This is a genomic window from Ramlibacter ginsenosidimutans, assembly GCF_016654015.1.
Classification (GTDB): Bacteria; Pseudomonadota; Gammaproteobacteria; order Burkholderiales; family Burkholderiaceae_C; genus Ramlibacter; species Ramlibacter ginsenosidimutans.
Window position 1 is genome coordinate 553557 of record NZ_JAEPWM010000001.1, and the last position, 24831, is coordinate 578387.

General features: G+C 71.0%; 24 protein-coding genes and 1 tRNA gene. 5 read left to right on the forward strand and 20 right to left on the reverse strand.

Annotated features, from left to right (window positions below; genetic code table 11):
• Positions 1 to 194: 194 nt before the first annotated feature.
• Positions 195 to 1364, forward strand: coding sequence for a DNA topoisomerase IB (locus JJB11_RS02720; protein ID WP_201166361.1), 1170 nt, complete (start codon positions 195 to 197; stop codon positions 1362 to 1364).
• A 93-nt stretch (positions 1365 to 1457) separates the two neighbouring features.
• Here the strand turns inward: JJB11_RS02720 and JJB11_RS02725 are convergent, their stop codons facing one another.
• A complete protein-coding gene (locus JJB11_RS02725; RefSeq protein ID WP_201166362.1) occupies positions 1458 to 3506 on the reverse strand; it encodes an amylo-alpha-1,6-glucosidase in 2049 nt (682 codons plus the stop codon).
• Positions 3499 to 5397, reverse strand: coding sequence for a malto-oligosyltrehalose trehalohydrolase (treZ, locus tag JJB11_RS02730; protein ID WP_201166363.1), 1899 nt, complete (start codon positions 5395 to 5397; stop codon positions 3499 to 3501). Before treZ ends, JJB11_RS02725 begins: the two co-directional genes overlap by 8 nt.
• A gap of 181 nt (positions 5398 to 5578) precedes the next feature.
• On the opposite strand from treZ, the gene JJB11_RS02735 reads away from it, so the two are divergent.
• Positions 5579 to 6550 carry a tripartite tricarboxylate transporter substrate binding protein gene (locus tag JJB11_RS02735; RefSeq protein ID WP_201166364.1) on the forward strand — a complete coding sequence of 324 codons (972 nt, stop codon included), beginning with the start codon at positions 5579 to 5581 and terminating at the stop codon, positions 6548 to 6550.
• Here the strand turns inward: JJB11_RS02735 and JJB11_RS02740 are convergent.
• The 10 genes from JJB11_RS02740 to JJB11_RS02785 all read right to left on the reverse strand — a co-directional run bounded on the left by JJB11_RS02740 (position 6522) and on the right by JJB11_RS02785 (position 16737).
• Positions 6522 to 6782, reverse strand: a complete 261-nt coding sequence (locus JJB11_RS02740; protein ID WP_201166365.1) for a DUF2158 domain-containing protein — start codon at positions 6780 to 6782, stop codon at positions 6522 to 6524. The genes JJB11_RS02735 and JJB11_RS02740 overlap by 29 nt on opposite strands.
• A gap of 144 nt (positions 6783 to 6926) precedes the next feature.
• Positions 6927 to 7523: a 3-keto-disaccharide hydrolase gene (locus JJB11_RS02745; RefSeq protein WP_201964560.1), complete on the reverse strand. Its 597-nt coding sequence runs from the start codon at positions 7521 to 7523 to the stop codon at positions 6927 to 6929.
• Between the two features lie 142 nt (positions 7524 to 7665).
• Positions 7666 to 8133, reverse strand: a complete 468-nt coding sequence (locus JJB11_RS26645) for a septal ring lytic transglycosylase RlpA family protein (protein WP_377370790.1) — start codon at positions 8131 to 8133, stop codon at positions 7666 to 7668.
• A gap of 99 nt (positions 8134 to 8232) precedes the next feature.
• Positions 8233 to 12630, reverse strand: coding sequence for a S8 family serine peptidase (locus tag JJB11_RS02755; protein ID WP_201166367.1), 4398 nt, complete (start codon positions 12628 to 12630; stop codon positions 8233 to 8235).
• Positions 12631 to 12657: 27 nt separating this feature from the next.
• A complete protein-coding gene (locus JJB11_RS02760) occupies positions 12658 to 13290 on the reverse strand; it encodes a PASTA domain-containing protein (RefSeq protein WP_201166368.1) in 633 nt (210 codons plus the stop codon).
• 10 nt (positions 13291 to 13300) lie between these two features.
• Entirely contained in the window at positions 13301 to 13912 is a 612-nt protein-coding gene (locus tag JJB11_RS02765; RefSeq protein ID WP_201166369.1) for a hypothetical protein, read from the reverse strand.
• A gap of 43 nt (positions 13913 to 13955) precedes the next feature.
• On the reverse strand, positions 13956 to 14438 hold the full coding sequence (locus JJB11_RS02770; protein WP_201166370.1) for a hypothetical protein: 483 nt from the start codon (positions 14436 to 14438) through the stop codon (positions 13956 to 13958).
• Positions 14431 to 15456: a hypothetical protein gene (locus JJB11_RS02775; RefSeq protein ID WP_201166371.1), complete on the reverse strand. Its 1026-nt coding sequence runs from the start codon at positions 15454 to 15456 to the stop codon at positions 14431 to 14433. Before JJB11_RS02775 ends, JJB11_RS02770 begins: the two co-directional genes overlap by 8 nt.
• A 33-nt stretch (positions 15457 to 15489) precedes the next feature.
• Positions 15490 to 15699 (reverse strand): hypothetical protein, encoded by a 210-nt coding sequence (locus JJB11_RS02780; RefSeq protein ID WP_201166372.1) that lies wholly within the window; start codon positions 15697 to 15699, stop codon positions 15490 to 15492.
• Positions 15700 to 15810: 111 nt separating this feature from the next.
• Positions 15811 to 16737, reverse strand: coding sequence for an AfsR/SARP family transcriptional regulator (locus tag JJB11_RS02785; protein ID WP_201166373.1), 927 nt, complete (start codon positions 16735 to 16737; stop codon positions 15811 to 15813).
• Between the two features lie 329 nt (positions 16738 to 17066).
• On the opposite strand from JJB11_RS02785, the gene JJB11_RS02790 reads away from it, so the two are divergent.
• Positions 17067 to 17354: a DUF1330 domain-containing protein gene (locus tag JJB11_RS02790; protein WP_201166374.1), complete on the forward strand. Its 288-nt coding sequence runs from the start codon at positions 17067 to 17069 to the stop codon at positions 17352 to 17354.
• 6 nt (positions 17355 to 17360) lie between these two features.
• Here JJB11_RS02790 and JJB11_RS02795 read toward each other — a convergent pair whose 3' ends face one another.
• Genes JJB11_RS02795 through JJB11_RS02820 form a run of 6 tightly spaced genes read right to left on the reverse strand, consistent with a single transcriptional unit; the run spans position 17361 to position 23144 of the window.
• On the reverse strand, positions 17361 to 18389 hold the full coding sequence (locus JJB11_RS02795; RefSeq protein WP_201166375.1) for an alpha/beta fold hydrolase: 1029 nt from the start codon (positions 18387 to 18389) through the stop codon (positions 17361 to 17363).
• A 4-nt stretch (positions 18390 to 18393) separates the two neighbouring features.
• The gene (locus tag JJB11_RS02800) at positions 18394 to 19494 is read right to left on the reverse strand and encodes a Zn-dependent alcohol dehydrogenase (RefSeq protein ID WP_201166376.1); all 1101 of its coding nucleotides are present in this window, start codon (positions 19492 to 19494) and stop codon (positions 18394 to 18396) included.
• Complete coding sequence (locus JJB11_RS02805) at positions 19495 to 20784, reverse strand: TRAP transporter large permease subunit (protein WP_201166377.1); 1290 nt, start codon at positions 20782 to 20784, stop codon at positions 19495 to 19497. It abuts the gene before it with no gap.
• Positions 20781 to 21299: a TRAP transporter small permease gene (locus tag JJB11_RS02810; RefSeq protein WP_201166378.1), complete on the reverse strand. Its 519-nt coding sequence runs from the start codon at positions 21297 to 21299 to the stop codon at positions 20781 to 20783. Before JJB11_RS02810 ends, JJB11_RS02805 begins: the two co-directional genes overlap by 4 nt.
• A gap of 4 nt (positions 21300 to 21303) precedes the next feature.
• Complete coding sequence (locus JJB11_RS02815; RefSeq protein WP_201166379.1) at positions 21304 to 22278, reverse strand: C4-dicarboxylate TRAP transporter substrate-binding protein; 975 nt, start codon at positions 22276 to 22278, stop codon at positions 21304 to 21306.
• Entirely contained in the window at positions 22275 to 23144 is an 870-nt protein-coding gene (locus JJB11_RS02820; RefSeq protein WP_201964561.1) for a phytanoyl-CoA dioxygenase family protein, read from the reverse strand. The genes JJB11_RS02815 and JJB11_RS02820 overlap by 4 nt, the downstream gene beginning before the upstream one ends.
• A gap of 132 nt (positions 23145 to 23276) precedes the next feature.
• Between JJB11_RS02820 and JJB11_RS02825 the strand changes: the two genes are divergently transcribed.
• Together JJB11_RS02825 and JJB11_RS02830 are read left to right on the forward strand one after the other, a co-directional pair.
• Complete coding sequence (locus JJB11_RS02825; protein WP_201166381.1) at positions 23277 to 24110, forward strand: IclR family transcriptional regulator domain-containing protein; 834 nt, start codon at positions 23277 to 23279, stop codon at positions 24108 to 24110.
• A gap of 34 nt (positions 24111 to 24144) precedes the next feature.
• On the forward strand, positions 24145 to 24282 hold the full coding sequence (locus JJB11_RS02830) for a hypothetical protein (protein WP_201166382.1): 138 nt from the start codon (positions 24145 to 24147) through the stop codon (positions 24280 to 24282).
• 133 nt (positions 24283 to 24415) lie between these two features.
• Here the strand turns inward: JJB11_RS02830 and JJB11_RS02835 are convergent.
• A tRNA-Arg gene (locus tag JJB11_RS02835) sits at positions 24416 to 24492 on the reverse strand.
• A 35-nt stretch (positions 24493 to 24527) separates the two neighbouring features.
• Complete coding sequence (locus JJB11_RS02840; protein WP_201166383.1) at positions 24528 to 24719, reverse strand: hypothetical protein; 192 nt, start codon at positions 24717 to 24719, stop codon at positions 24528 to 24530.
• Positions 24720 to 24831 lie beyond the last annotated feature (112 nt).

Consider the following 24831-nt stretch of genomic DNA (forward strand, 5'->3'; position numbering starts at 1 on the left):
CGAGCAGCGGCGTGCGGGCTCGGCCGCATTCGAAACCAGCGGTGCACCCGGGCACCGACTTCTCACGGTGGCCGCGCGACCGGCCGCCGTCCGCCGGGCAGCGTCGACGGCGTCCTACGTCAACAGTGACCGGCGCCCGCCGATACTGGACCGGCCATGCCATTCCAGCCGGTCCACCGTTTGCGGGGCGCGAGATGAAGGACGCCGAAGCGCTCCTGCCCACGCCCGCGGACCCGCGCGAGGCCGCCGAATCGGTCGGGCTGGTCTACGTGAGCGATGAAGACCGCGGCATCCGGCGCGAGCGCAAGGGCGACGCCTTCGTGTACTTCAAGGCCAATGGCGATCCGGTCACCGACGACGCGACGCTGGAGCGCATCCGCAAGCTCGCCATCCCGCCGGCCTACCAGGACGTGTGGATCTGCCCCAAGGCCAACGGGCACCTGCAGGCCACGGGCCGCGACGCGCGCGGCCGCAAGCAGTACCGCTACCACCCGCAGTTCCGCGAGCTGCGCGAAAGCACCAAGTACGAGCACATGATGGAGTTCGCGCAGGCGCTGCCCGCGGTGCGCGCGAAGCTGGCCGAGCACATGGCCCTGCGCGGCCTGCCGCGCGAGAAGGTGCTGGCCACGGTCGTCCACCTGCTGGAGACCACGCTGATCCGCGTGGGCAACGACGACTACGCCAAGGAGAACAAGAGCTACGGCCTCACCACCCTGCGCAACCCGCACGTGAAGGTGGAAGGTTCGGAGCTGCGTTTCCAGTTCAAGGGCAAGAGCGGCAAGATGTGGCGGCTGCAGGTGAAGGACCGGCGCATCGCGAAGATCGTCCGCGCCTGCCAGGACCTTCCGGGCCAGCGCCTGTTCCAGTACACCGACGAGGACGGCGAGGTGCGCGAGGTCACGTCGGCGGACGTCAACGCGTACCTGCGCGAGATCACGGGCCGCGACATCACGGCCAAGGACTTCCGCACCTGGGCCGGCACGGTGATGGCGGCGCTCGCGCTGCAGGAGTTCGAGGCCTTCGACACGAAAGCCACGCAGAAGAAGAACCTGAAGGACGCGATCGAGCGCGTCGCCTCTCGGCTGGGCAACACGCCCACGATCTGCCGCAAGTGCTACATCCACCCCGAGGTGCTCAATGCCTACGTCGAAGGCGATCTCGTGCTGGAGATCAAGGAGCAGGTCGAAGAGGAACTGCGCGACCAGCTCTCGCAGCTGCGTCCGGAAGAGGCTGCCGTGCTGGCGATGCTGCAGGCGCGGCTGAAGCGCACGCTGGAGGGGTCGCTGAAGGAGAGCCTGGCGAGGGTGCAGGGGACAGAGAAGAGGAAGAAGAAAAGGGTCGCTGCGCGCAAGGCGACGGCGTGAGCTGGCTCCTTGCAGCTGGCAGTGTGGAGCGCCCCCACCCCGCCCTCCCCCCGAGGGGGAGGGGGCAAATCGGGGAGGGGCGCCGCGAGGCGCTCAGCGCCGGCCGGTGCGCACCTTCACCAGGATGCGCAGGACCTCCGCGACGCTCCAGGCCTGCGCGATGCAGCCTCGCGGCGTGAACGGCGCTTCGGCGTCGAAGATCTCGCTGATCGAGCCGATGCACGCCTCGCTCAGGTGCGCCGCGAAGCCCTCCAGCAGCTGCTCGATGCCGCGGTTGTCGTCCGGATGCACCTTCAGCCACGCATCGGCGAACGGACCGGCGAGCCAGCCCCACACCGTGCCCTGGTGGTAGGCGGCGTCGCGCGCGCGCAGGTCGCCGTCGTAGTTGGGCTTGTAGTCGGGATCGCCCGGTGCCAGCGAGCGCAGGCCCACCGGCGTCACGAGCTTGCGCTGCACCACGTCCAGCACCGGGTGCCAGCGCTCCGGGTCCAGCACCGGATGCGGCAGCGAGATCGAGAACACCTGGTTCGGACGGATCGCGGGGTCATTGCCCTTCTCCCCGTCGACCACGTCGAACAGGCAGCCCGTCTCGGGATTCCAGAAGCGCTGGTTGAAGCTGTCGTACGTGCGCCGCGCGTGCTGCGCCATCTCATTGGCGCGCGGCTCGTCACCCTCCTCGCGCAACCAGCGCTCCATCAGCCGCAGCGCGTTGTAGAACAGCGCATTCAGCTCCACGGCCTTGCCGCGCCGCGGCGTCACGACCCAGCCGTCCACCTTCGCGTCCATCCAGGTGAGCTGGTAGCCCTCGGCGCCCTGCGTGAGCAGGCCGTCGCGCGGATCGACGCGGATGTTGAAGCGCGTGCCGCGCAGGTGGTGCGCGACGATGTCCAGGAAGATGGGAAGCGCGTGGCGCAGCGTCAGCCGGTCACCAGAGGCCTGCAGGTAGCGGTCCATCGCGTGGAAGAACCACAGCGTCGCGTCGGCGGTGTGGTACAGGCCTTCGTTCTGCCCCTCCGGGAACATGTTGGGGATGAGCCCGTCCTTCACGTAGTGCAGGAAGGTGCGCAGGATGTAGCCCGCCTCCGCCTGGCGCCCGGTCGTGAGCGTGAGGCCTTCGAGGCTGATCATGGTGTCGCGGCCCCAGTCGGTGAACCAGTGGTAGCCGGCGATCACCGTGCGCGCCTGGTCGCCTTCGGCCTGCGCCCGCGCGGCATCGGCCTGGCGGCTGAAGGGCGCGATGATGAACTGGTCGGCGGCGAGCACCAGTTCGGCGGCGCGGCCCTGGCGGGCATGCGGATCGGCCTGCTCGATCAGCCGCTCCCGCCTCGCCTGCTCCGCTTCCCGCGCCTGCTGCGGCGTGAGCGCGTGCACGGTGTCCCAGCTCTCGGTCGACGCTATGAGCGTGCAATCCTCGCCCGGCGACAGCAGCGCACGGAAGCGACCCGGCGTCCACATGCGGCCGCGCGCCGCATAGCCGCGCGCGGCTTCCAGGCGGTAGAAGAATTCCTCGAAGTTGCCGCCCTCCAGCACCAGGTCGCCATCGCGCCCGATCATGGTCATGCGCAAGGGCGGCAGTTGCGGATGCCCCTCGGACTGCACTTCGATGCAGCGCCCGCGCGTGAGGATGCGCGAGTGCTCCGAGTAATGTTCGTCCACCGGCGCGTCGTGGCCGCGGAAGTGCAGGCGCGGCCGCAGGATCAGCCGCACGCCGGCACCGCCGCTGGCGAGCCGGTAGTTCACGTGCACGGTGTTCTGCCCGTAGGGCAGCAGCAAGCGCTTCTCCACCACGACGTCGCCGACGCGGTAAGTCCACACGGGCAGACCCATCTCGAGACGGAACTCGACGAGCGCATCGGGCAACTCGAAGGGCTGCTCCGGCCGCTCCTCGCCGGCGAGGCGAACGAGGCGTCGGTCCGGCAGGCGCAGCCACTCGCCGAGGTTGCCCAGCATCAGCGTGCGGCCCACCGGCGTTGGTAGCGCGGCGATGAGCAGGCCATGGTAGCGGCGCGTCGCGACGCCCGCGACCGAGCCCGACGCGTAGCCGCCCAATCCATTGGTGACCAGCCATTCGCGCGTGAGCAGGCGTTCCGGATGGTCGTGCACGGTTTGCCAGGGGATCGTGTTCAGGATGGCACTAGCCAACGGGTTTCTCCATCTTCTTCGGTGCGAGCACGGCCAGCGCGTGCGCGGGCAGGCGCCAGATGTGCTCGCCATCGGGTTCGCCGCTGCCGCAGCCGCCGTAGCGCGGGTCTTCGCTGTGCCACAGCAGCGACCAGCGGGTCCCGGCGGGCGGTGCGATCAGCGGCTCGGACATGGGATGGAGTGGCAGCGTGGCCCCGAGGTTCACCACGATCAGGCGATCGTCCCCGTTCTGGTCGAGGAAGCGCAGCAGGAAGGCCTCGGGCCCGAGCACCGCGCCATGCATGTTGTGGCGGTCCGCACGGGAGAACACCGGGTCCTCGCGGCGCAGGCGCAGCAGGTCCCGATGCATGTGCACGACCGGCGCGTGCCGCTCGTGTTCCGCGTGGTCCAGCTTGCATTGCAGGAAGGTCTGTTCGTCCGCCGGCGATGCGAGCAGCTTGCCACCGTCCGCGCTCGCGAGGTTGGGAAACTGCTGGAGGAACTCGTGCCGTCCCTTGCGGATCAGTGCGTCGAGCTCTTCGCCGTGCGCTGCAAAGTAGAGAAAGGGCGCACTCGCCGCGAACTCCTGTCCCTGGAACAGCAGCGGCGTGCACGGGGTCAGCAGCGTCAGCGCCGTCAGCGCGCGATAGCGCCCCGGCGAGGTCAGCTGGTGCAGGCGTTGCCCGCGCGCGCTGTTCGCCACCTGGTCGTGGTTCTGCAGGAACTGGATGAACGCGGTGGCCGGCAGGTCCAGCGCAGGGTGGCCGCGCCGCTGCTTCTGCCACGCGTAGTACTGGCCCTGGTACAGGAAGCCCCACTTCAGCGACGAGATCAGCTCCTGCGGCGTGCCGCGCGTCTCGGTGTAGTAGGCCTCGCAGGCGCCCGTCGCCGCGACGACGGCACTGTGGTGGAAGTCATCGTTCCACAATGCGTCCAGCCCCAGGCCGCCCTGCTCCACCGGCCGCGCAAGCTCTGCGTGCTGCGGCTCGTTCTCGCCGGCCAGGTAGATGCTGCGCGCACCCGCGGCGGCCCGCGCGCGCTGCGCGATCTCCGCGATGATGTGCTTCGGGCTGGCATCGAAGATGCACTGCGTCGCGTCGAGCCGCAGGCCGTCGAAGTGGTACTCGGCGATCCAGCAGGCCGCGTTGCACGCGAAGAACTCGCGTACGGGCCCGCTGTTCTCGCCGTCGAAGTTGATCGCCTCGCCCCACTCGTTGGCGTGTTTCTGGCTCGTGTAGTCGCGCGAGAAGTGCGCCAGCGAGTTGCCTCTGGGCCCGAAGTGGTTGTAGACCACGTCCAGGATCACGCCGAGCCCGAGCGCATGCGCGCGATCGATGAAGTGCCGCAAGGCATCCGGCTCGCCGTACAGCCGCGTGGGAGCGAACAGGTTCACGCCGTCGTAGCCCCAGCCGAAAGGCCCGTTGAACTCGTTGACCGGCATCAGCTCCAGGACGGTGATGCCGAGCTCCTTCAGGAAGGGCAGCTGCGCCTCGGCGGCGGCGTAGGTGCCCTCGCGCGTGAAGGTGCCGATGTGCATCTCGTAGAGCACCTGGCCGTGCGCAGTGACGCCGCGCCAGTCCTGGTCGGTCCAGCGGAAGGCAGCGGGATCCACCACCACCGACGGGCCGTCCGGTCCCTCCGGTTGCCAGCGCGAGGCCGGATCGGCATACGCCTCGCCGCCGTCGAGCCGGAAACGATAACGCGCACCCGCCCTGGCACCGGCCACGAGGCCCGAGAAGTAGCCCCCGCCTTCGCTGCGCAGACGCGCTTCCGCCAGGCCGGGCGTGTCGAACACCACGGCGACCTCCCGCGCGGCGGGAGCCCAGACCCGGAAATGCGTGCCGGCCTCGCCTTGTGGCTCGGCGCCGATGGGGAGCCGCCTGCTCGTGTTGTTGATGGGTTCTTTCTGCATCGGATCGCCTTCGCATTCTCCGATGCGGCATCGCGGCCGTGCGCGGCTGGCACGTCCGTTCGCAGCGAGAACGCATGCAGGACAGGTCGGGCAAGACCGAACGCGGGAAAGCACGCGGGCGCGCAAGCACGCTGGCGGGGCATCATCCCCGGATACAGACGACCCACAGGAGACCCGCTCGATGTCCATGCCCTCCCTGCGCCGCCGCACCCTGCTGGGCGCGGCGTCCGCCCTTGCCGCACCCTTCGCCTTCGCGCAGGGGCTGCCCAGCCATCCCGTTCGCCTCATGGTCGGCTATGCGGCCGGCGGCGGCGTGGACGCGATGGCGCGCATGCTGTCGGTGCGCCTGCCGACACCGCTCGGGCAGCAGGTCATCGTCGAGAACCGCGCCGGCGCCTCGGGCATGATCGCGGCCGACAACGTCGCGCGCGCCGCGCCCGACGGCAGCACGCTGCTGATGGGAGAGAGCGGCATGCTCATCACCGCGCAGCTGCAGCCGCGCGCCGGCTTCGATCCGCTGAAGTCGTTCGCGCCGGTGTCGGGCACCTTCATCGCGCCGCTGATGATCATCGCCAACAACGACCTGCCCGCGCGCGACCCACGCGAGCTGATCGCGCTGCTCAAGGCGAACCCGGGCAAGTACGCATACGCGACCTCCGGGGTCGGCACAGTGCACCACCTCGGCTTCGAGATGCTGAAGGCGCGCACCGGCATCTACATCGTGCACATCCCTTATCGCGGCGCGTCGCAGATCATCCCCGACGTGATCAGCGGCCAGGTGCCCATCGCGGTGGTGAGCGCGGCGGCGGGACTGGCGCAGGCGCGCGGCGGCAAGGTGCGCGCGATCGCCCTCATGAACACGGCGCGCCTGCCCGGCGCCGAGAACGTGCAGCCCATGGCGAACGCGCTGCCCGGTTTCGACGTGGCGCCGCGGCTGATGCTGCTGGCGCCGGCCGGCACGCCGCCGGCGGTGATCGACAAGCTCGACGAAGCGGTGCGCACGGTGATGGCGAGCCCGGAGCTCGCGCAGGCCGCTGCGCCGCAGGGCGCGATCCTCGCCTACCTGCCGCCCGCGCAGCTGGCGACCACGCTGGCTGCCGAGACCGCGGAATGGGGACGCCTGATCAAGGCGCAGAAGATCGGGCTGGGCTGAGCGCCCGGTCCGCTTGCGCGGCCAGGCTCACGCCGCGCGGCTCGCCGCTGATGTTGCGCAGCGAGGTGAAGAGGAAGGTGCCCTGGTGCAGCTGTTCGCCGGAGAACCACTGGCAATAGGCCGTGTCACCGCCCACCGAGCGCACCACCATCGGCGATCCGCCGCTCGCAAGGCGGACCACGTCGCCTGCCTGGATCGTCTCTGCCCGCACCTTGCTCACTTCGCTTGCCACTGCCCATTATTGGAGAGCAGGCGGGACCGCGACCCGGACGGGCGCCGACTCGGTGCGTAGGAGAAGGTCGATGGGAGGCGAGTGCGCTTGCGCTGTCAAGCACAAGAAGTGCTGCGGCGCGCGGGGAGCCGTCGCCGGCGCGGATCACAGCCGCTTGATCTGCAGCTTGCGGAACTTCACCGTGCCGCCCGCGTACTGCAGGCCGATGACGCCGTCGACCTCGCGCGCCTCGTCGGTCTCCGCCGTCTTGACGCCGTTGACCCTCACTTCCATGTGGCGGCCGCGTGCGATAACGTCCATGGTGTTCCACTGGCCGCCCGTATGCGGCACCGGCACGGGCGCCTTCGCCAGCCACACGATCGCGCCGGTCGCATAGCTCGGGTCCGGGCGCTTTTCGAAGATGTTCGCTTCGTGGCAGGTGCGGTCGGTCATCGGCCGCACGTCGGAGCAGCGCACGTAGATGCCCGAGTTGGCGTCGTCGCTGACCCAGAACTCCGCGCGCACCTGGAAATCGCGGTAGGTGTTCTTCGTCGCGAGATAGTACGTCGGTTCGTTGCCCGGGCGCCGGTCGGCCACGATGGCATCGCCTTCCGCGCGCCAGTTCGCGCCGCCGATGTTGGTGAAGTTCTCCATGCCGCGGCCGCCGTCAATCAGCGTGTCCCATCCCGTCATTCCCTGGATCGTCGAGCACCCCGCGACGGCGACGACGGCGGTGAATGCGAGGGTGGCTTTGGTGATCATGCGCATGGAATCCCCTGGGTGGTAAAGAACGCATTGGACGGGGCGCAGGCGCAGCCCGTCAATCCGTTCAATCCGGGGATGCGCCGGCGCCAGTCGATCTGCTTCACGAAGCGGTCCAGCCGCGGGCGGGCGACCGCGCCGGTCAGGCCTCGACCAGGACCACAGGCGCCTCGCCCGCCCGCAGCAGGTCGAGCGCCGCAGCCGCCGCCCGGCTCAGGTCGATGATGCGATCCGCGGCGTGAGGCCCTCGATCGTTGATGCGCACCACCACCTCAAGGCCGTTCTGCAGGTTGATCACGCGCACGCGCGTGCCGAACGGCAGGGTGCGGTGCGCAGCGGTGAGCGCGTTCATGTCGAAGCGCTCGCCGCTGGCGGTGCGCTTGCCGTGGAAGCGGGGGCCGTACCACGAGGCGGTACCCCGCGCGAGTTCGGTCCCGGAGGGTCGCGGGGCGGGCGCGGCATCGGGGGTCACGCGACGGCGATCCGGGGTCGTCGAACAACCGGCGAGGGCTCCCACCGCGACCAGCCCGCAAGCGGCCAGCAGATCGCGCCGGCGCCCGGCGAGCGGCGCCGGGCGGTCATCGACACGAGAGGCAAGCGATGCGTTCACCCGGCCAGTGTAGGCAGCAGCGGGCGCAGCGCGATCGGGGAGACGCGCCTTCCGTCCACCGGGAGCCGTCGCCTGGCGGGCGGGGCCGCAGTCCTCCCTTCACCTCACCCGCGTCGGATCCCCGCTCGTCCCGTCCCACAACCCGGACAACGGCCCCTGCCGGATGTCCTGCGCCAGCACGCCATCGAGCCACAGGCGATGCGACGGGAAGCGGCTGCCGGTCAGCGTGAGGCCGGTCACGGCCGGCGTTCCACTGCTGCAATCCACGATGCCGTCGATCTGGTGCCAGATGTACACGGAGTCCCGCATGCACGGGATCTGCACGCCGAGCTCCGCGCCGCGGGGCGGCCGGCCCTTCACGCCCCAGCGGAAGGCGACGTGCGACGGGTCGATCCGGCGCGTGACGAACGGCTGGTCCACGATCAGTGGCGGCGCCTGCAGGCACAGGCCGGTGCTCGGGATGCATTCCTTGCCGGAGTCGGTGTCGATCGCGCCGGCCAGGGTCACCGCCATCACCTCGGTCCCGCGGCACTGCGCATTGATCTGCCCGCGCGAGAAGAGGCGATAGCCCTTGCCCTCGGGCGGCGGCGCCGTGAACGGGCGGTCGTCCCTCGGGTCCTCGCTGAAGGCGGCATCGGTCGCCGCGGCGAGCGCGCGCAACGCGACGTCCGACGCGTCGGGCGAGAGCCAGTCGATGACCGCGCCGCCGATCGGGCTGATGATCTTCGCGACGGTGCTCACCGTCGAATCGAGCTGGCAGCGCAGCGAGCCGTAACGCGATCCGATCGGCCCGATGAAGCTCTTGGCGACCACGCGGAACACGCGCGTGGCCACGGGCAGGGGCTGCGGTTGCGGCGCCGCCTGCGGGCAGATGGTCACGCGGCGGTTGGCGACGTAGTCGCCGCCGGCGATCTGGTCCGATTCGCCCCGGCTCGCCGGCACGATGGCGATGCGGGCCGAGACTCCCGGCTGCAACCGATCGAGCAGGGCGCGCAGTTCACCGCTGACGCGGCTCGCACGCTGCATCCCGAGCACGAAGTTGTACGCGTCGGCGCCTTCCTGGCTGGCGTAGCCGGTCACCAGCACGGCGCGCGTGCCCTGCCGCAGGATGTCCGCGGCCAGGGCGGCGAGTTGCGAGTGGTGCGTCGCTGTCAGCGTGGACTCGCCCTGCGCGAATCCGGACAGCGTGGCGCAGGGGCCGGAGCCGGGCGGCCCGCCGGCCGCGGCCTGCCCTCCTCCACCCGGCGACGATGACGGCTGCGAAGCGCCGCCGCGCTGCTCCAGCGCATCGCGCAATGCGGCCAGCGTGCGCGGACCGGCGACGCCATCCGGCGTCAGCCCGTGCTGCTGCTGGAACGCGCGCACTGCATTGCGCGTCTGCGGCCCGGCATCGCCGTCCACCACGAGGTGCGTGCCCAGCACATGGTTGAGCGCATCCTGCAGCCAGCGCACGTCGGTGGCGCTGTCTTCCGCGAGCGCGTGCAGCAGGTCCTCGGAGTCGGCCGGAGACTCGGCGATGGCATGGCGCCGCCGCAGCAGCAAGGTGCCGGGCAGGACCAGGCCACGCGCATCGGCGATGCGGCGCGCCCAGCGGTCGGCGAGCCGTCGCACGCGCGGCTGCAGCTCGACGACCTGCACGTAGAGCCCGTCGCGCGGGCTGTCATCGCCCGGCGCCTGCCAGCCCCACGAGCCGAGTTCGCCGGCCCGGCAGACGATGGGCGAACCCACGACGGCCACGTGCCCGAAGTCCTGCCCGGGCGCGACGCGCAGCAGCAGGTCGCCGGGCAGCACGCGCAGCGCCTGCACGCTCGCGCCGGGCGCCGCGACCGGCACGAGGTAGCGCGCGAAGCGATCGCGCAAGTGGCGCCGGCCGGGGGCGGCCTCAGGATGCACGAACGCCTGGAACAGGGTCGTGGCCGAAGGCACGCCATCGAGCTCGGGCAGCGTGCGCGCGAGCAGGTCGCCAAGCCAGTGCGGCGTGCCCGGCGCGCCGCTCTCGCGCGCCTCGTCCAGCGAGGCCTCGGCCGCAGCCAGCAGTCCCAGGCCGGGCGGCGGCACTGCGATCGCCTCGCCCGCCGGGGTGGAGGACGGAGAGATGTCGACCGGTCCCGCGACGAGCACCGGCGCGTCGAACAGCCCCGACGACACTGCCGCGAGCGGCGGCAGCGGCTGGTCGCCCGGCGGCACCAGCGGTGCGGCCGGCGCGGCGGCGGGCGTCGCGGGCGCAGGCGCAGGCGCTGCCGCAGCCGGCGCCGGTGCGGGTACAGCCGGTGCGGGCGCGGGCGTGCCTGCAAGCGGCACGGAGAACGCGAAGGGCGAGCCGCTGCCGCCGATGGGCATGGCCAGCGAAGGCGCGCCCCCTCCGATCGGGATCTGGAACTGGAAGGGCAGCGGCGCCGCGCGCGAGCGGCGGTCGCGCCGCGAGTCGTCGCCCGAGAAGGACGTCGCTTCCGCAGGCGCGTCCTCGGCGTGCTCCGGCGCGGCCGCTTCCGCGGCCTCGGCGCGCGCCGCCTCCGCGCGCTCGGGCGCCGCCTGCGCGAGCCACTCGCGCGCGGCCCCCTGGAACGCCTCGCGCGCCACGCGCTCCAGGGTTTCGAGCGTCGGTTGCTGCTCGCGCGCGCGCGCATCCGCGCACTCGCAACTCGGCGCCGCTTCGTCCGTCGGGGACTCGGGGATGGGGGCAGCAGGCTTGGGCATGGCATCGCTCCTGGTGTCTGGATTCAGGGAATCGACACGCCGCGTCGCCTCCACGGCGGCGGCGATGTCGAGATGGCCGGCGCCGAGGCGCCAGGCCGAAACCGGATCGGATGGCGGCAGCACGGGCCGCGTGGACGCGAGCAGCAGGCGCCGCGTCTCGGCGATCGCGAGCGGGCGCGGCGCGGCGGCGAACATCAGGGCCACGGCGCCGGCCACGTGGGGCGCCGCCATGCTGGTGCCGGACATGCGCACGAGCAACGGCTCGTCGCCGCCCCGCAGCGACGCCGAACGGCACGAGAGCACCGCCTTGCCGGGCGCCACGAGATCGGGCTTGCCGCGGCCGTCGCGCGTCGGGCCGCCGCTGGAAAAGCGCGCGAGCGGTCCGCCGCGCGCGTGCGCGTCCACGGCACCGACGGCGATGGTGCGCCGCCCGTTGCAGATCGTGCCGAGCGTGCAGCATGGCGTGTCGTCCGGTCCTGCGAACACCGCCTGCAGCGCACCGGGACCCGGGCCGCGCTCGATCCACGCATGCCAGCGGCCGTCCACCGCGTCCTCGGCCGCGAGCCGCAGTTCCCAGCGACCCGCCGGCGCGTCCTCGTCGAGGTACAGCGCCACCTCGTGGTCGCCGTTGTTCGGATCGAAGCGGCGGTGGTACAGGCGCCCCACGGGGCGCCCGCGATAGTGCACCACCGTCTGCCGGCCCGGCACCGCGTACGCGGGTTCGACGCCCTCGGGCCCGCGCACCTCGATGGCGAGCAGGTCCGGCCCCGGATACCAGAGGTCGACCTCGTGCGGCGGATGCCCTTCGACCACCCGCAGTTCCAGCACCGTGCTGCCTCCCGGGCGCAGCAGGCCCGAAGCGTGGATGTGCCGCCCGAAATAGTTGCCGGTGCTCTGCACGATGGCGCGCGCCGGGGCGGCCTGCAGGAAAGCATCCATCGCCTGCTCGGTGAGCGTCTCGCCGTCGTGCTCGCCGGCCTGCCGGCCGAGGCTCGCATTCACCACCAGCGGCAGCGGCGGCCCGGGGCGGCCGAGGTCGGCGGCCGTCGCGGCGATGAAGTCCAGCGCCTCGAGCAGCGCCGCCGAATCCCCGAGGCCCGAGCCGGCCGGTTGCCGCCCCGTCGAGAGGTCGACGAACACCAGGGTCGCGTCCGGCGCCACCCCTGCGGGACCGCCCGCGAGCCCGCTGCCGGCGGAGATCCCCAGCGTGTGCGAGCCGTGGCTGCCGCCGGAAGGACGCGCGCGCCCCGGGTGGTAGCCCAGTGCGGCATACGGGTCGGCGGTGCGCAGCGCGCGGTCGATGTCGGCGGCGGTGTGGATGCGCCCGTAGCCGTAGGGATTGGGGCGCCGCGGATCGGGCGTGCCCGCCTGGTCCCACAGCGCGGCGAAGCGCGTGCGTCCGTCGGCGCGGCGGAAGTCGGGATGCGCGATGTCCGCACCCCAGTCGATATGGGCGACGACCACGCCCTGCCCCGTTTCGGACAGGCCTGGCGGCCGGCGCAGGTCGCTGGCGCGCAGCTCCAGGTCCATGGCTGCCGCTTCGTCCATCTCCACGTCCGCGAACGGTTCCGGCTCCGGCTCCGGCTGCACTGAGTGCGTCGCCTTCATGCTGTATACGGCCGGGTCGCCCCGCACCAGCAGGATGTCGCTGCGCAGCAGCCTGCAGGTGGCGATGGCCCCGAAGCGCGAGACGATGCGCACGCCGGGCGGCACCGGCCGGTCGGCCGCGAGGCGCAGCACCACCGCGACCTCGTCATCGGGCGCGCCCTCGGCCAGCAGTTCGAACAGCGCGGGATCCATGGAGGTCGCCGGTGTGCCGGCGTCGTCTCAGGTCGGTTCCTCGGGGTGCTGCACCACGATCGTCACCTTGCCGTCGCTCGCGTGCTGGCCCGGCTTCGGGTTCTGCGTGACGATCGTGTCGATCGGCTGCTGCGAGCCGGTGTCGACGTTCAGCCGTGTGGCTTCGAGGCCCGCCTGCTTCAGCAGCTGAATCGCCTGATCGACGACGAGCCCCTGCACTGCAGGCACGCTCGGCGCCACCTGGACCAACAGTTCCACGGTGCTCTTCTCCTCGACGTAACTGTTGGCCTCGGGTGTCTGGGTGTAGACCACGTCCAGCGTGGAGGAGCGGTGATTGCGATCCGGCACGACCTCGGCCACCAGGTTCGCGTCCTCGATCGCCTGCCTGGCGAACTCGACCGGCATGCCCTGCACGGGGGGCACGCGCACGAACGTGGTCCGCGCCGACCCCGAGTTGCCGGCAGGGAGGCTGCCGGCGGAGGAGCCCGTGCCCGTCGACGCCGACGCGCCGTTCTGCGTCATCAGCACCGGCACCAGCAGTCCCGGCAGCCCGGGCATGATGGCCGCGAGCGCCGCGCCCGCGGCGAGCTTGTCCCTCGGCACCTTGCGTTGCTGCATCAGCACCGCAGCCAGGGCGCCCTGCATCACGTTGATGCTCATGGCGTTCTCCTCACGGGGTGGCCTTGCCGAGAGCGCCCGACAGCGCGAGCAGCGCGATCAGGCCCATGCCGTTGCCGCCCAGGCCGCCGAACAGGCCGCTGCTGCTGCTGCTGCCCTGCACCGCGGGCGTGGTGGTGGTCTCCGGCGAGGCGCTCACGTCGTTGCCCAGGAGCAGCATGGGCGCCAGCGCCACCAGGCTGTTGCCCGGCGCGAGCAACGACAGCAGCGGCAGCGTGGCACTGACCTCGCGCGTGCTTTGCAGGTCGCGGCGCACGGCCGTGATCTCGCTGCGGCGGCGGTCGATCTCGCGGCGCAGTCCCGCGTCGATGCGCTGCTGGTCCGAGGCCAGCGTGCGGGTGCGGCTGTCCACCTGGGTGATGGCCTTGCCGTTGGTGGCCAGCGCCGCGTTGAAGCGCTCGATGACCTCCTTCAGCTGCTGCTGCGTCACCGGGCTGCCCGACACCGCCGCCGGCATCGGCGGGCGGTAGGAGCTCCCGCGCGAGGTGGGCACTTTCGGCATCGGCCGGCTGCCGGGCCTCGGGCGGGCGGCCTCGTCGTAGGCGGCTTCGTCGTATCCGGCTTCGTCGTATGCGGCTTCGTAGTCTGCTTCGGCTGTGAACATGGTGGATGCCTGCCTTTCGGGGTGGAAGATGGAAAGCGGGGTCTCAGGCCGCGCCGGCCCGCGGCCCCTCGGTGCTGGCCGGCGGTGTGGCGCGCGCGGGCTCCCGCGGCTGCAGCCGTTCCAGCACCGGCCGCACGTACTGCGCGAAGGCGGCGGGCTCCGGCCGCCGCGATGCGGGCCGGCCGAGGCCGCCGCAGCGCGGACACCAGGCGTCCTCGCCGAAGCACAGGTGGCACGCGCCGAGCGCGGCGGCGAGCGCATCGTTGCGCCGGCGCAGGCGCTCGAGTTCGGCGGCCTGCTGCGCATGGCCGCGGACGAGCACGTCGAGATCGGCCTGCAGTTGTTCCTCGCGCGCGGAGGCCGCGGGCGCGGGTTCCACGTCGACGCACGGCGCGGGCGCGGGCCGCGGCTGCATGAACTGCAGCAGCACGGCGAGCGCCGGGTTGTCCCCGGCCTGCGCGGTGAGTTGCGCCTTCAGGGCCGCGAGGGGATCCGCCGCGTCGGCGGTGCGGTTCGAGTCATCCATACACGGGCTCCATGCGCCAGTCCACGGCTTCGTAGTCCGAGGCCTCCGGCTCCCAGGCCTCGTCCGCCCAGGCTTCGTCGTTCCAGGCCTCGGTCGCTTCTCCATCCCAGCCGGCCTCCCCGATGCCGGCCAGCATGTCCTGCGTGAGCAGCGCTCGCCAGTCTGCGGGCAGCGGCTCCCCGCCGAACGCCGGGCGCGGCGGGCGTGCGGTCGCCACCGTGGCCTGCAGGCGTTCCAGCTGCGCGCGATTGAGCAGGTCCCACACGCGGGCGGCGCGGTCGCCGTCCTCGCTGGGGTCGCCCACCCACTCGCCGTTCGCGCCAGCCATGTAGCCCAGGTCGGCCCCGGCCACGTTGCCCCACGCGGCCGCTTCCGCGACCGCCTGCTGCGCCAGGTGGTTCACCATGCCCGCGATCGCCGCCGTCGGCACCTGCGTGCCGTTGCTGCCGACCGGCACGGAGGTGCGGCCGGCCTGGCCCATCTGCATCGCGATCAACGCCTGTTGCACCTCGGGTCGGCCGAGGGCGCTGGCGAGCTGGCCGGCGGCGCCCAGGCCGCGTTGCGCCGTCATGGGTCCGTGTCCCAGGCCGCTGATCGTGGAACCCACCTGGTTCCCCAGCTGCCCCATGGGCGTGAACTGGCTCGCGAACTGCGTGCCGGTGTTCAGCACGTTGCCGATGTCCCTGGCGGTGCCGCTGCCGTAGCTGCTCAGCGCCGTGCCGGTGCCGCCCACCAGCGCGCCGCCGATGATGCCCGGCAGGCCCAGCGAGGATCCGGCCATCGCGCCGCGCGCCACGCCGCCGGCGACGTTGGCGATCGCCGGGGCCGCGGTCCGCAAGGCGCGGCCGATGTCGTCGAAGAAGCCTTCGAGCAGGGCGTCGTAGTAGGCCGCCGCCCCCGGGCCGAGGCGCTGGTCCACCCAGGACTCGATCACTTCGGCGTCGGCCTCGGCCCAGCGCGGGGCGAGGCACTGCCGCAGGTAGAGGTAGTCGCGCGATGCGGTCGCAGGATCGTTCATGGTCACCTCGTGGCGGAACGGTGCGGCAGCCGCTCAGGGCTGCGCGGGCTGGCTGGCGAGCAGCTGGTCGATGTAGGGCTGGATGAAGGCGGCGATCGCCGCGGCGTCGCGGAAGTACGCGCGGCGCCCGCTTTCCACGTGCTCGATCGATCCGCGCCATTCGAAGGGCGGCGTGCGCGCCCGGTTCGGCTCGCACCAGACGCGCACGATGAACGCATCCGTCTGGTCTTGAAGCAGGGGCATGCGGATTTTCCGTTGGCAGGGCTGCAATCCATGCGATGCAGTCTGCATCGCGGGCATCACCGCGGCATCACCGGCGCGTCATGCGCGCATCACGTGCGCATCACCGTGCCGTCACCGGCGCGCCGGCCCCGGCGGCCGCGACTCGGCGCGGGCGAGGTCGTCGTCGGCCGCCGCGATGTGCCGCCGCGCGCTGGCCAGCAGTTCCGGCAGCGCGGCGCCGGTCGCGGACGGCGCGGCGGCCTCCGGGGCGCGGCGCGGGACGGCGTCGTCAACGATCTGCTGGTAGAGCGCCTGCGTTTCCGGCATGGGCACGATCGCGAGCTGCCGGCGCAGGATGGAGCGGCAGCGCTCGTACTGGCGCAGCGCGAGCGCGCGCTGGCCGGCGCGCAGGTACAGGCGCATGAGCTCGCGGTGCACGTCTTCGCGCACGTCGTCGATCTCCAGGATGCCGAGGGCCCAGCGGATGCCTTCGGCGAAGTCGCCGCTGTGCTCGCAGACCTCCACGAGCCGCCACAGCGCATTGAGCTGGTGGCGCCGCAGCTTCTCGCGCTCGCGCAGGGCCCAGTCCTCGTCCACGCCCGTCAGCAGGTCGCCCGTGTACAGCGCCACGCCGCGGCGCAGGCGCTCGGTGGCCGCCGCGTCCATGCGGTCCTGCGGGAGCGCAAGCACGGGCAGCACGTGCTGCAGGAAGGCCTCCGTGTCGACGGCCAGGCGCGGATCGGCGCGCAGGCCGACGTGGCCGTCGCGCTCCTTGAAGATGAGGCTGCCCGCGGCACACGGCGGTGCGTCGAGCGCGCTGCGCAGACGCCACAGGGCGCTGTTGACCGTGCCGGGCCGCGCCGGCTCGTCGCCCGCGTCGCGCAGCGCGTGCGAGAGCTCCGAGCGGCTGCGCGGGGCGCCGCGTGCCAGTGCGAGGAAGGCCAGCAGGTTGCGCGACTGCGCGCACAGGTGCACGGGCTTGACGACCTCGCCGTCCAGCACCAGCTGCAGCGAGGCCGCGCCGAACAGCGAGAGACTGAGGGTGCATTCGTTCTGCATGGAGACCTCCTCCCCCGTCGCACTATTGCGCTGCACACGCAAGAACGAGTAAGAAAGTCTGCGAGGGACGATGACCGCGGGACCGCGCATTGAGGGTGTTTTGATTAGGCGCCTTGCCTAGGCGCGCAGCGGCGCCGAGCCCGACCTGTGGCATCCCCGCTCGGCAGGGGCAGCGGGCCCGGCGCTCAGGTAACAGGTGGATGCACGGGGCGGCGCACAGTGGGTTACAACACAGCGGGACTCAAGGATGAGCCAGGCCCTGCCCTGCGCTTGCACGTATTGCTTGCACGTATTCAGACTTCCCTGGCCTCGCGCCAGGAGCGACAGCCATGACCCATGCCTTCCTGGTCGGAAACATCACGGTAAAGAACCCGCAGAAGTGGGCGGACTACACCAGGCAAGTGCCGGGCACCCTGGCACCCTGGGGCGCCGAACTCGTCTTCCGCGGCAAGCAGGTCGCCGCATTTGCCGGCGGGAGTCCGCACGCCGACATCGTGGTGATCCGGTTCCCCCACGTCGCGGCAGTCAACGGCTGGTTTGCGTCGGCCGCCTACCAGGCGCTCATCCCGCTACGCCAACAGGCCGCGGAGGTGGTGCTTCTTTGCTACGAAGGGTAGCCCTCGTCACCCTTCGCCCAGGAACGCCCCGATCTCCCGCTTCAACTGCTCGTTGCACTCCGCCGGCGGCCCGCTCGCGCTCGCGTGGCCGTCATGCCCGGCGAGCTCCACGAAGCGGCAACGCGGAATGACTCCGGCCAGCTGACTGGCCGCAAAGGGCGGGTTGTACAGGTCCTCCGCGGGCGCCAGTACCAGCGTGCGCGCGCGTATCGATCGCAGCGCCCGCACCGTGTCGCCGCCGAATCCCGGTGTGCCGCCGACGTCGTGCGCGTCGTACGCGAAGGACTGCCAGCACCAGTCGAACGGGTCCGGTCCATGCTGGCCGAGGTCCGTGGCCAGCTGCTCCATCGTGGCCAGCAGCGCGGCGTGGTCCGGGATCTCCTCCACCGCGCGCGGCGTGCGCGGCATCACCAGCTTGGTGAGCGGCGCCCACAGGCGCATGGCCTCGGCGCGCGCCCGCGGCCGCGAGCACCCGGCGTCCTCGAACAGCGCACGCCGGGCGAGTTCGTTCACCAGCTGCGACCAGCGCGCCGTGCGCGCCATCGGCGTCATGGCGACGACGCTGCGCATGCGGTCCGGATGGCTCACGGCCCATTGCAGCGCCTGCATGCCGCCCATGGACGCACCGACCACCGCGGCCAGCCGCTCCACGGCCAGGTGCGCCAGCAGCCGCCGCTGCGATTCCACCATGTCGCGGATGGTGAAGCGGGGAAACCGGCTGCCCGCCTGCAGCACGCTGTTCGACGGCGAGGACGACAGGCCGTTGCCGAGCGCATCGACCACGAGCACGCAATGGCGGTCGGTATCGAGCGGCGCGCCCGGCCCGATCAGGAAATCGAGCCGGTGATGCGTGCTGCCGATCGCGGTCAGCGCCAGGATCACGCCTTCGCGCTGTCGCGCCGGCTCCCCGTGCATCACATACGACACGAACGCATCGCGCAGCACCTCGCCGGATTCGAGCGGCAGGTCGCCGATGTCGCAGCGCAGGTGCGGCCGGGCTATCCAGCCTGGCGCCAGGGGAGGATGGGCTGCCACCGGCTCACTCCATCACGATGACGTGACGGATGCCTTCGCCGCGACGCATCGCGTCGAAGCCGTCGTTGATGCCCTCCAGCGGCGCACGCGTCGAGATCAGCCCATCCAGGTCCAGCTTGCCGGCGAGATAGAGCTGCGCGAGCCACGGGAAATCGCGCCGCGGCCGCGCCCCGCCGTAGCTCGAACGCGTGATGCGCTTCTCCCCCATCAGCGACCCGAAGCGCAGTGCCACCTTCCGGTTCACCTCGGTCTTGCCGAGGATCACGCACTGCGCGCCGGGCCGCGTGACCTCCAGCGCGAGTTGCAGCGACGCCTCCGATCCGGCTGCTTCGAAGACGTAGTCCGCGCCGCGGCCGGACGTCAGGTCCTTCACCTGCGCGATCGTCGTGTCATCGGCAGGCACCGTGTGCGTCGCACCGAAGCGGCGCGCCAGTTCCAGCCTTGCGGGGTCGCGGTCGACGGCCACCAGCGTCCCCGCCTGTTGCAGCAGCGCGCCCTGGATCGCGTTGAGCCCCACCGCGCCGCAGCCGACGACGACCACATTGGAGCCGGCTTCCACCTTGGCCAGGCGGCAGGCCGCGCCGACACCGGTCATCACGCCGCAGCCGATCAGGCAGGCGCGGTCGAACGGCATTTCGCGCGGGACGGCGATCGCGCCGGACTCCGGCACCACCGAATATTCGGCGTGCGAGGACACCACGGAGAAGTGATGCAGCTTGGCGCCGTTCCAGGTCAGGCGCGATGCGCCATCCAGCAGGTGCCCCGCGGGCTGGTGGCGCGTGAAGGGCTCGCACAGGATCGGCAGGTCGCGTTCGCAATAGAAGCAGTGGCCGCAGTGCGGGTTCCACGAAGCGACCACGTGGTCGCCCGGGCGCACCTGCGTCACGGCGCTGCCCACCTCCTCCACGATGCCGGCGCCCTCGTGCCCCAGCACGATCGGAAGCGGGTAAGGCAGGCTGCCCTGGATCACTTCCAGGTCGGTGTGGCACAGGCCGCTCGCGCGATTGCGGATCAGGACGTCCGTGGGGGCGAGCCGCTCCAGCTTCACGCGTGCGATCACCAGCGGCCGCTGGCCGGCTTCGAGCACCGCTGCACGGAACTCCATTCAGGGCCCCATCAGCCGCGTGGGCAGCCAGGTGACGAGAGGGGGAAACACGCTGATCAGCGCCAGCACGGCGAACATGGCCACCATGAACGGCCAGCCCTCGCGCACGAAGGTCTCGATCTTCACCCGCAGGATGGAGCAGGTCGTGAACATCATCGTACCCACCGGCGGCGTGATGCCGCCCAGCGTCAGGTTCACCACCATCACCAGCCCGAAATGCAGCGGGTCGATGCCCAGCCTGGTGACCGCGGGCACCAGGATCGGCGTGAGCAGGATCAGGGCGGCGGTGCCTTCGATCAGCATGCCCACGACGATGAGACCCAGGTTGATCAGGAGCAGCAGCAGCCACGGCTGCCTGGTCAGGTGCACCAGCGCTTCGGCCGCGCGCACCGGGATGCGCTGCCACGACATGTAGAAGCCGAACGCGCTGGCCGCGCAGATGATGATCATGATGGCGGACGTGGCCAGCACGGTCTCCAGGATGATCTTCGGCGCGGCCTCCCATTTCAGCTCGCGGTGCCAGAGGGCGCCGACCAGCGTCGCGTACACCACCGTCATCGCGCCGGCCTCGGTCGGCGTGAACACGCCTTCGCGGATGCCGAACAGGATGAAGGCGACGATGGACAGCGCGCCGGTGGCCTGCACGGTCGCGCGCCCGAGCTCCGGCAGGCTGGCGCGCTGCGCGCGCAGCGGCTTGTACCCGCGGCGCCGGGACACCAGGTGCACCGCCACCATGAGGGACGCGCACAGCAGCAGGCCGGGGATCACGCCGCCGATGAACAGGCGGCCCACCGACACGTCGGCCAGGTAGCCGTAGATGATCAGGCCGATGCCGGGCGGGATGATCGGCGTGATCACCGAGGCGCAGGCGGTGATCGCCGCGGCGAAGCCGGCCGAATAGCCGCGCCGCACCATCTCCGGCCCCAGCATCTTGGCCTGCATGGCGGCGTCCGCGTTGGCCGAGGCCGACAAGCCTCCCATCAGCGTGGCGAGCACCACGTTGGCCTGCGCGATGCCGCCCATCATGTGGCCCACCAGCGCATCGGCCAGGTTCAGCAGGCGGCGCGTGATGCCGGCGTGGTTCATGATCGAGCCGGCGCACACGAAGAACGGCACCGCCAGCAGCGGGAACGAATCGGTGGCCTGCACGAACTTCTGCACGAACATGCGCAGCGGCAGGCCGTCGGCCATGATGAAGAACGACAGCGCCCCGATGGCGATGGCCAGCGCGATCGGGATGTCGATCGCGAACAGGCCGAACATCAGGAAGGCGGGCAGCAGTTCGATCACAGTTCGGCTCCCGCAGGCGCGGCCATCGTGAGCCAGGCCGCGCTGTGGCCTCGCCAGCGGCGCCAGGCGGCGCGCGCGAAGCGCACCAGCATGCACAGGCTGCCGACCACCACCGACGAATAGGTGACGGTGCGCGGCAGGCGCAGCACCGACGTCGGGTCGCCCCAGGCGTCGATCGAGAACTGCACCGACAGCACCAGCAGCGTCGCGAGGAAGGCAAGCACGAGCGCGTCCGCCGCGAGCATCAGCCCGCGCCGCAGCGGCCCGGGCAGGCGAACCACGAGCATGTCGATGGCGATGTGCGAGCCGTACTTCACGCCGGCGGCCGCGCCGACGAACACGAGCCACGCGAAGCCGATGCCGGCCACCTCGCCGCTCCAGGTCGCGGGCTGCTCGGTGATGTAGCGGGTGACGACGCCCCAGCAGGTGGCGAAGATGACGACCAACAGGGCAGCGCCCGCGATCGCCTCCTCGACGTAGTCCAGCGGCGCCAGTCGGTTGCGAGCGGCTGCCATGGCGTCAATGCAGCGTCGACAGCACGGTCTCGCGCAGGCCGGGCGTCCACTTGGGGAACGCCTTGTAGACGCTCGCGGTTGCCTTCTGGAAGGCGGGGATGTCGACGTCGTCGACGACGGTGACGCCGGCCGCCTTGAACTTGGCGAGGTAGTCCTGCTGGCTGGCGAGTGTCAGGCGCGTCATCTCCTTGCCGGCGCGGTCACCCTCTTCCACCAGGATCTGCTGCACGTCCTTCGGCAACTTGTTGAAGAAGCCGGCGTTGATCGGCCACATCACGAAAGCCGTGAAGTGCCCGGTGAGCGAGATGTACTTGCGCGTCTCCTGCAGCTTGGAGCCCCACAGCGAGCCGAGCGGCGCCTCCGCGGCCTGCACCACGTTCTGCTGCAGCGCATTGTACACCTCGGACCAATTCACCGTGGTGGGCCGCGCGCCCATCGCCTTGAAGGTCTCGATCCACATCGTGTTGGGCGGCACGCGCACCGTCATGCCCGCCATGTCGGCCGGCTCGCGCACCGGCTTGTTGGCGAGCAGGTGCCGCTGGCCGAAGTAGCCGTTGGCCATGATCAGCTTGAAGCCGGCGGCGTCCAGCTTCTTCTCGATGCCCTTGAACCAGGGGGAGGCGAGGATCTTCTCGTAGTCGTCGGGCTTCTGCACCAGGTACGGCCCGTTCAGCACGCCCACGTCCGGAACGAAGTCCGACAGGTAGCCGGCGTCGGTGATGTTCATGACGTTCGCGCCCTGGCGGATCATCTCGTTGACGTCCTTGCCGGAGCCGAGCTGTTCGGCGGGGTACACGGTGATCTGCACCTTGCCGTGCGTGCGCGCGGCCACGTTGCGGGCGAAGAATTCGGCCGCCTGGTGCGCCGGTTCGCTCGCCGACAGCGAGTGGGCGAAGCGGATCTTGATCTCCTGCGCGGCCGCATTGACGGCAAGCAGGCCGGAGAGAACCAGGGCGAGTGCGGCAGGCAAACGTTTCATGCTGTCTCCTTGGGTTGGCCGCCCTGCGGGCCGGCGGACGTTCGGTCGGGATTGAGTTTTCCGCGCGCCTGCGCGCCGGCGTAGAGGATGCGCAGTTGGCGGTCGATGACCTCGTTGTGGCGGGCGATGGCCTCGGCGTCGCGGTCGGCGCGCGGCGACTGCTCCGGCTCGAAGTGGCCGTGCGTGTCGCGCCCGCGCACCAGCAGCGCGCTGTCGCGGATGGGGGACAGCTGCCGCACGTGCGTGGGGATGTAGCGGATCGCGTAGCCGATGCGGGGCTGGTCGGAGCGGTTCGGCTCCGAGCCGTGGAACAGCAGCACGTGGTGCAGCGACATTTCGCCGGGCTGCAGTTCGACGTCGACCACCTGCGCGGGATCGATGCGCACCGCGATCTCCTGGCCGCGCGACAGCATGTTGGTGTCGTCGAAGCGGTCCTCGTGCCGCACCTGCTCGCGGTGCGTGCCCGGCACCACCTGCATGCAGCCCGATCGCGTCGTGCTGGGGGTGAGCGCCACCCACGCGGTCACCACGTCGTGCGAGGACAGGCCCCAGTAGGTGGCGTCCTGGTGCCAGCTCACGTAGGCGGCGTCGCCCGCGGGCTTGGTGAAGAACTGGCTGCTCCAGCACAGGAGGTCCGGACCGAGCAAGGATTCCACCGCGTCCAGGATCGCAGGATGGCGCACGACGGCGTCGAGCCACGTGTACAGCAGGTGCGGCTTCTGGTTGCCGCGCCCCTTGATCGCCCCGGCGTTGGCCAGGTAGCGGGCCCGGACGTCGGCCAGCTGGTCCTCGTCGAGCGCCCGCAGCGGATGCAGGATGCCGCGTTCGCGGAAGGAAGCGACTTGCGCGGGTGATAAGGCGGACACCGGGGTTGCCTCCTTCCCCGGCCAGCATGCTGGCCGGATAATGTTCATTGATGAAAATCAGTTTCCCATACGAAAAAAATGACCTCGCGCGGACTTTCACCTAGCACCAAACGGTTAACCGCGGAAAAGTCCGTGGTGGAGCCGCTCTACACGGCGCCCGCCCTGGAAAAGGGGCTGGACATCCTGGAGCTGCTCGCCGGCGAGGCCGAAGGGCTCGCGCAGGGCGTCATCGCGCAGCGGCTCGGGCGGTCCGCGCCGGAGTTGTTTCGCATGCTCACCGTGCTGCAGCGCCGCGGTTACCTGCAGCGACGGGGCGACGGCACCTACCAGCTCTCGCTGCGCCTGTTCGAGCTGTCGCACCGGCATCCGCCGCTCAACCGCCTGCTGCAGGTCGCGGTGCCCGCGATGGAGGAACTCGCCGAGGCCACGCGCCAGTCCTGCCACCTCGTCGTGCACCACGACCAGCGCATCGTGGTCGTGGCGCAGGTCGACAGCCCCGAGCCCATGGGCTTTCGCGTGCGCCTCGGCACGCACTATCCCATGCGCATGGACCGCGCCTCGCCGCGCGTGCTGACCGCGTTCCAGCCGCGGCCCGTGCAGGACCTGCTGGTCGAAGAACTGATCGCCAACAGTGACCAGCGCCTGACGGCCAGCCGCGTGCGCGCGGAGCTCGCGCGCGTGGTGCAGCGCGGCCTGTATGCCGCGCCCAGCAACACCGCTGCCGGCGTCACCGACCTGTGCGCCCCGGTCTTCGACCAGCAAGAGGGTGCGCTGGCGGCACTGACCGTGCCCTTCCTGGCGCAGAAATACGTGGGCGTGACCGTGGAGCAGGCATCGCAGGCGCTGCTGCAGACGGTGGGGCGGATCTCCCTGCAGCTCGGTGCGGGTGCGGCGCGGGCGGAGCAGCCGCAGCAGCCAACTCCGCGCGCAGCGCCGCGCAAGCGCGCAGCGGCCTCGGAGCGCTGATCAGGGATTCCTTGAGCTTCAGGAAAAGAGCTTCATGCTCCTGGACTTCGATTTACGCCTGCAGAGCAGCGGTCTTTCCCGTCCCGTTTGCCCCGAGCAGGAAGGTCATCGGCTCAAAGGACACGATCGTCGGCTCGGGACCGAACGACTGGAATTGCAGATGCTCGGTTGAGTGAGCTTCACGCCTTCTCCTCAGAACCTGGGATCCCGGGCGCCCGCGCCAAGCCGGGTGCCCCGAAGGCCTCCGCCAAGAAAAACGGGCTAGACGACGAAGCGTCTAACCCGTTGATCTAGAACCGAAATTCTGGTGCGGCTGGCAGGATTCGAACCCACGACCCCTTGGTTCGTAGCCAAGTACTCTATCCAACTGAGCTACAGCCGCGAAGCCTCGAATTATAGCAGCACTCCGCCGGCCCTTCAGGACTGCCCGTCCTTGCGGGTGCCGGCGCTCGTCTCCTCGCCCGGCTTGTGGCGGGCGAGGTGTTCGCGCTGCAACTTCATGCGCGCGAAGGCGCTCTCGGCGCCTTCGCCGGAGCCGCCCTTGGCCTGCTCCTGCGCTCCCTTGTTCTCGTCGCCCGATCCGGGATCCTGGGCGTTGACCGACTGCATGCTTTTCGCACTCCTGTTGCTGCAACGGGCAAAGCGCAACCCGCGGCGCGGACTGTAGCAAGCGAGCATTGGCAAAGCCGTGACAAATGGCTGCGGCGTTGCAGCCGCGCCG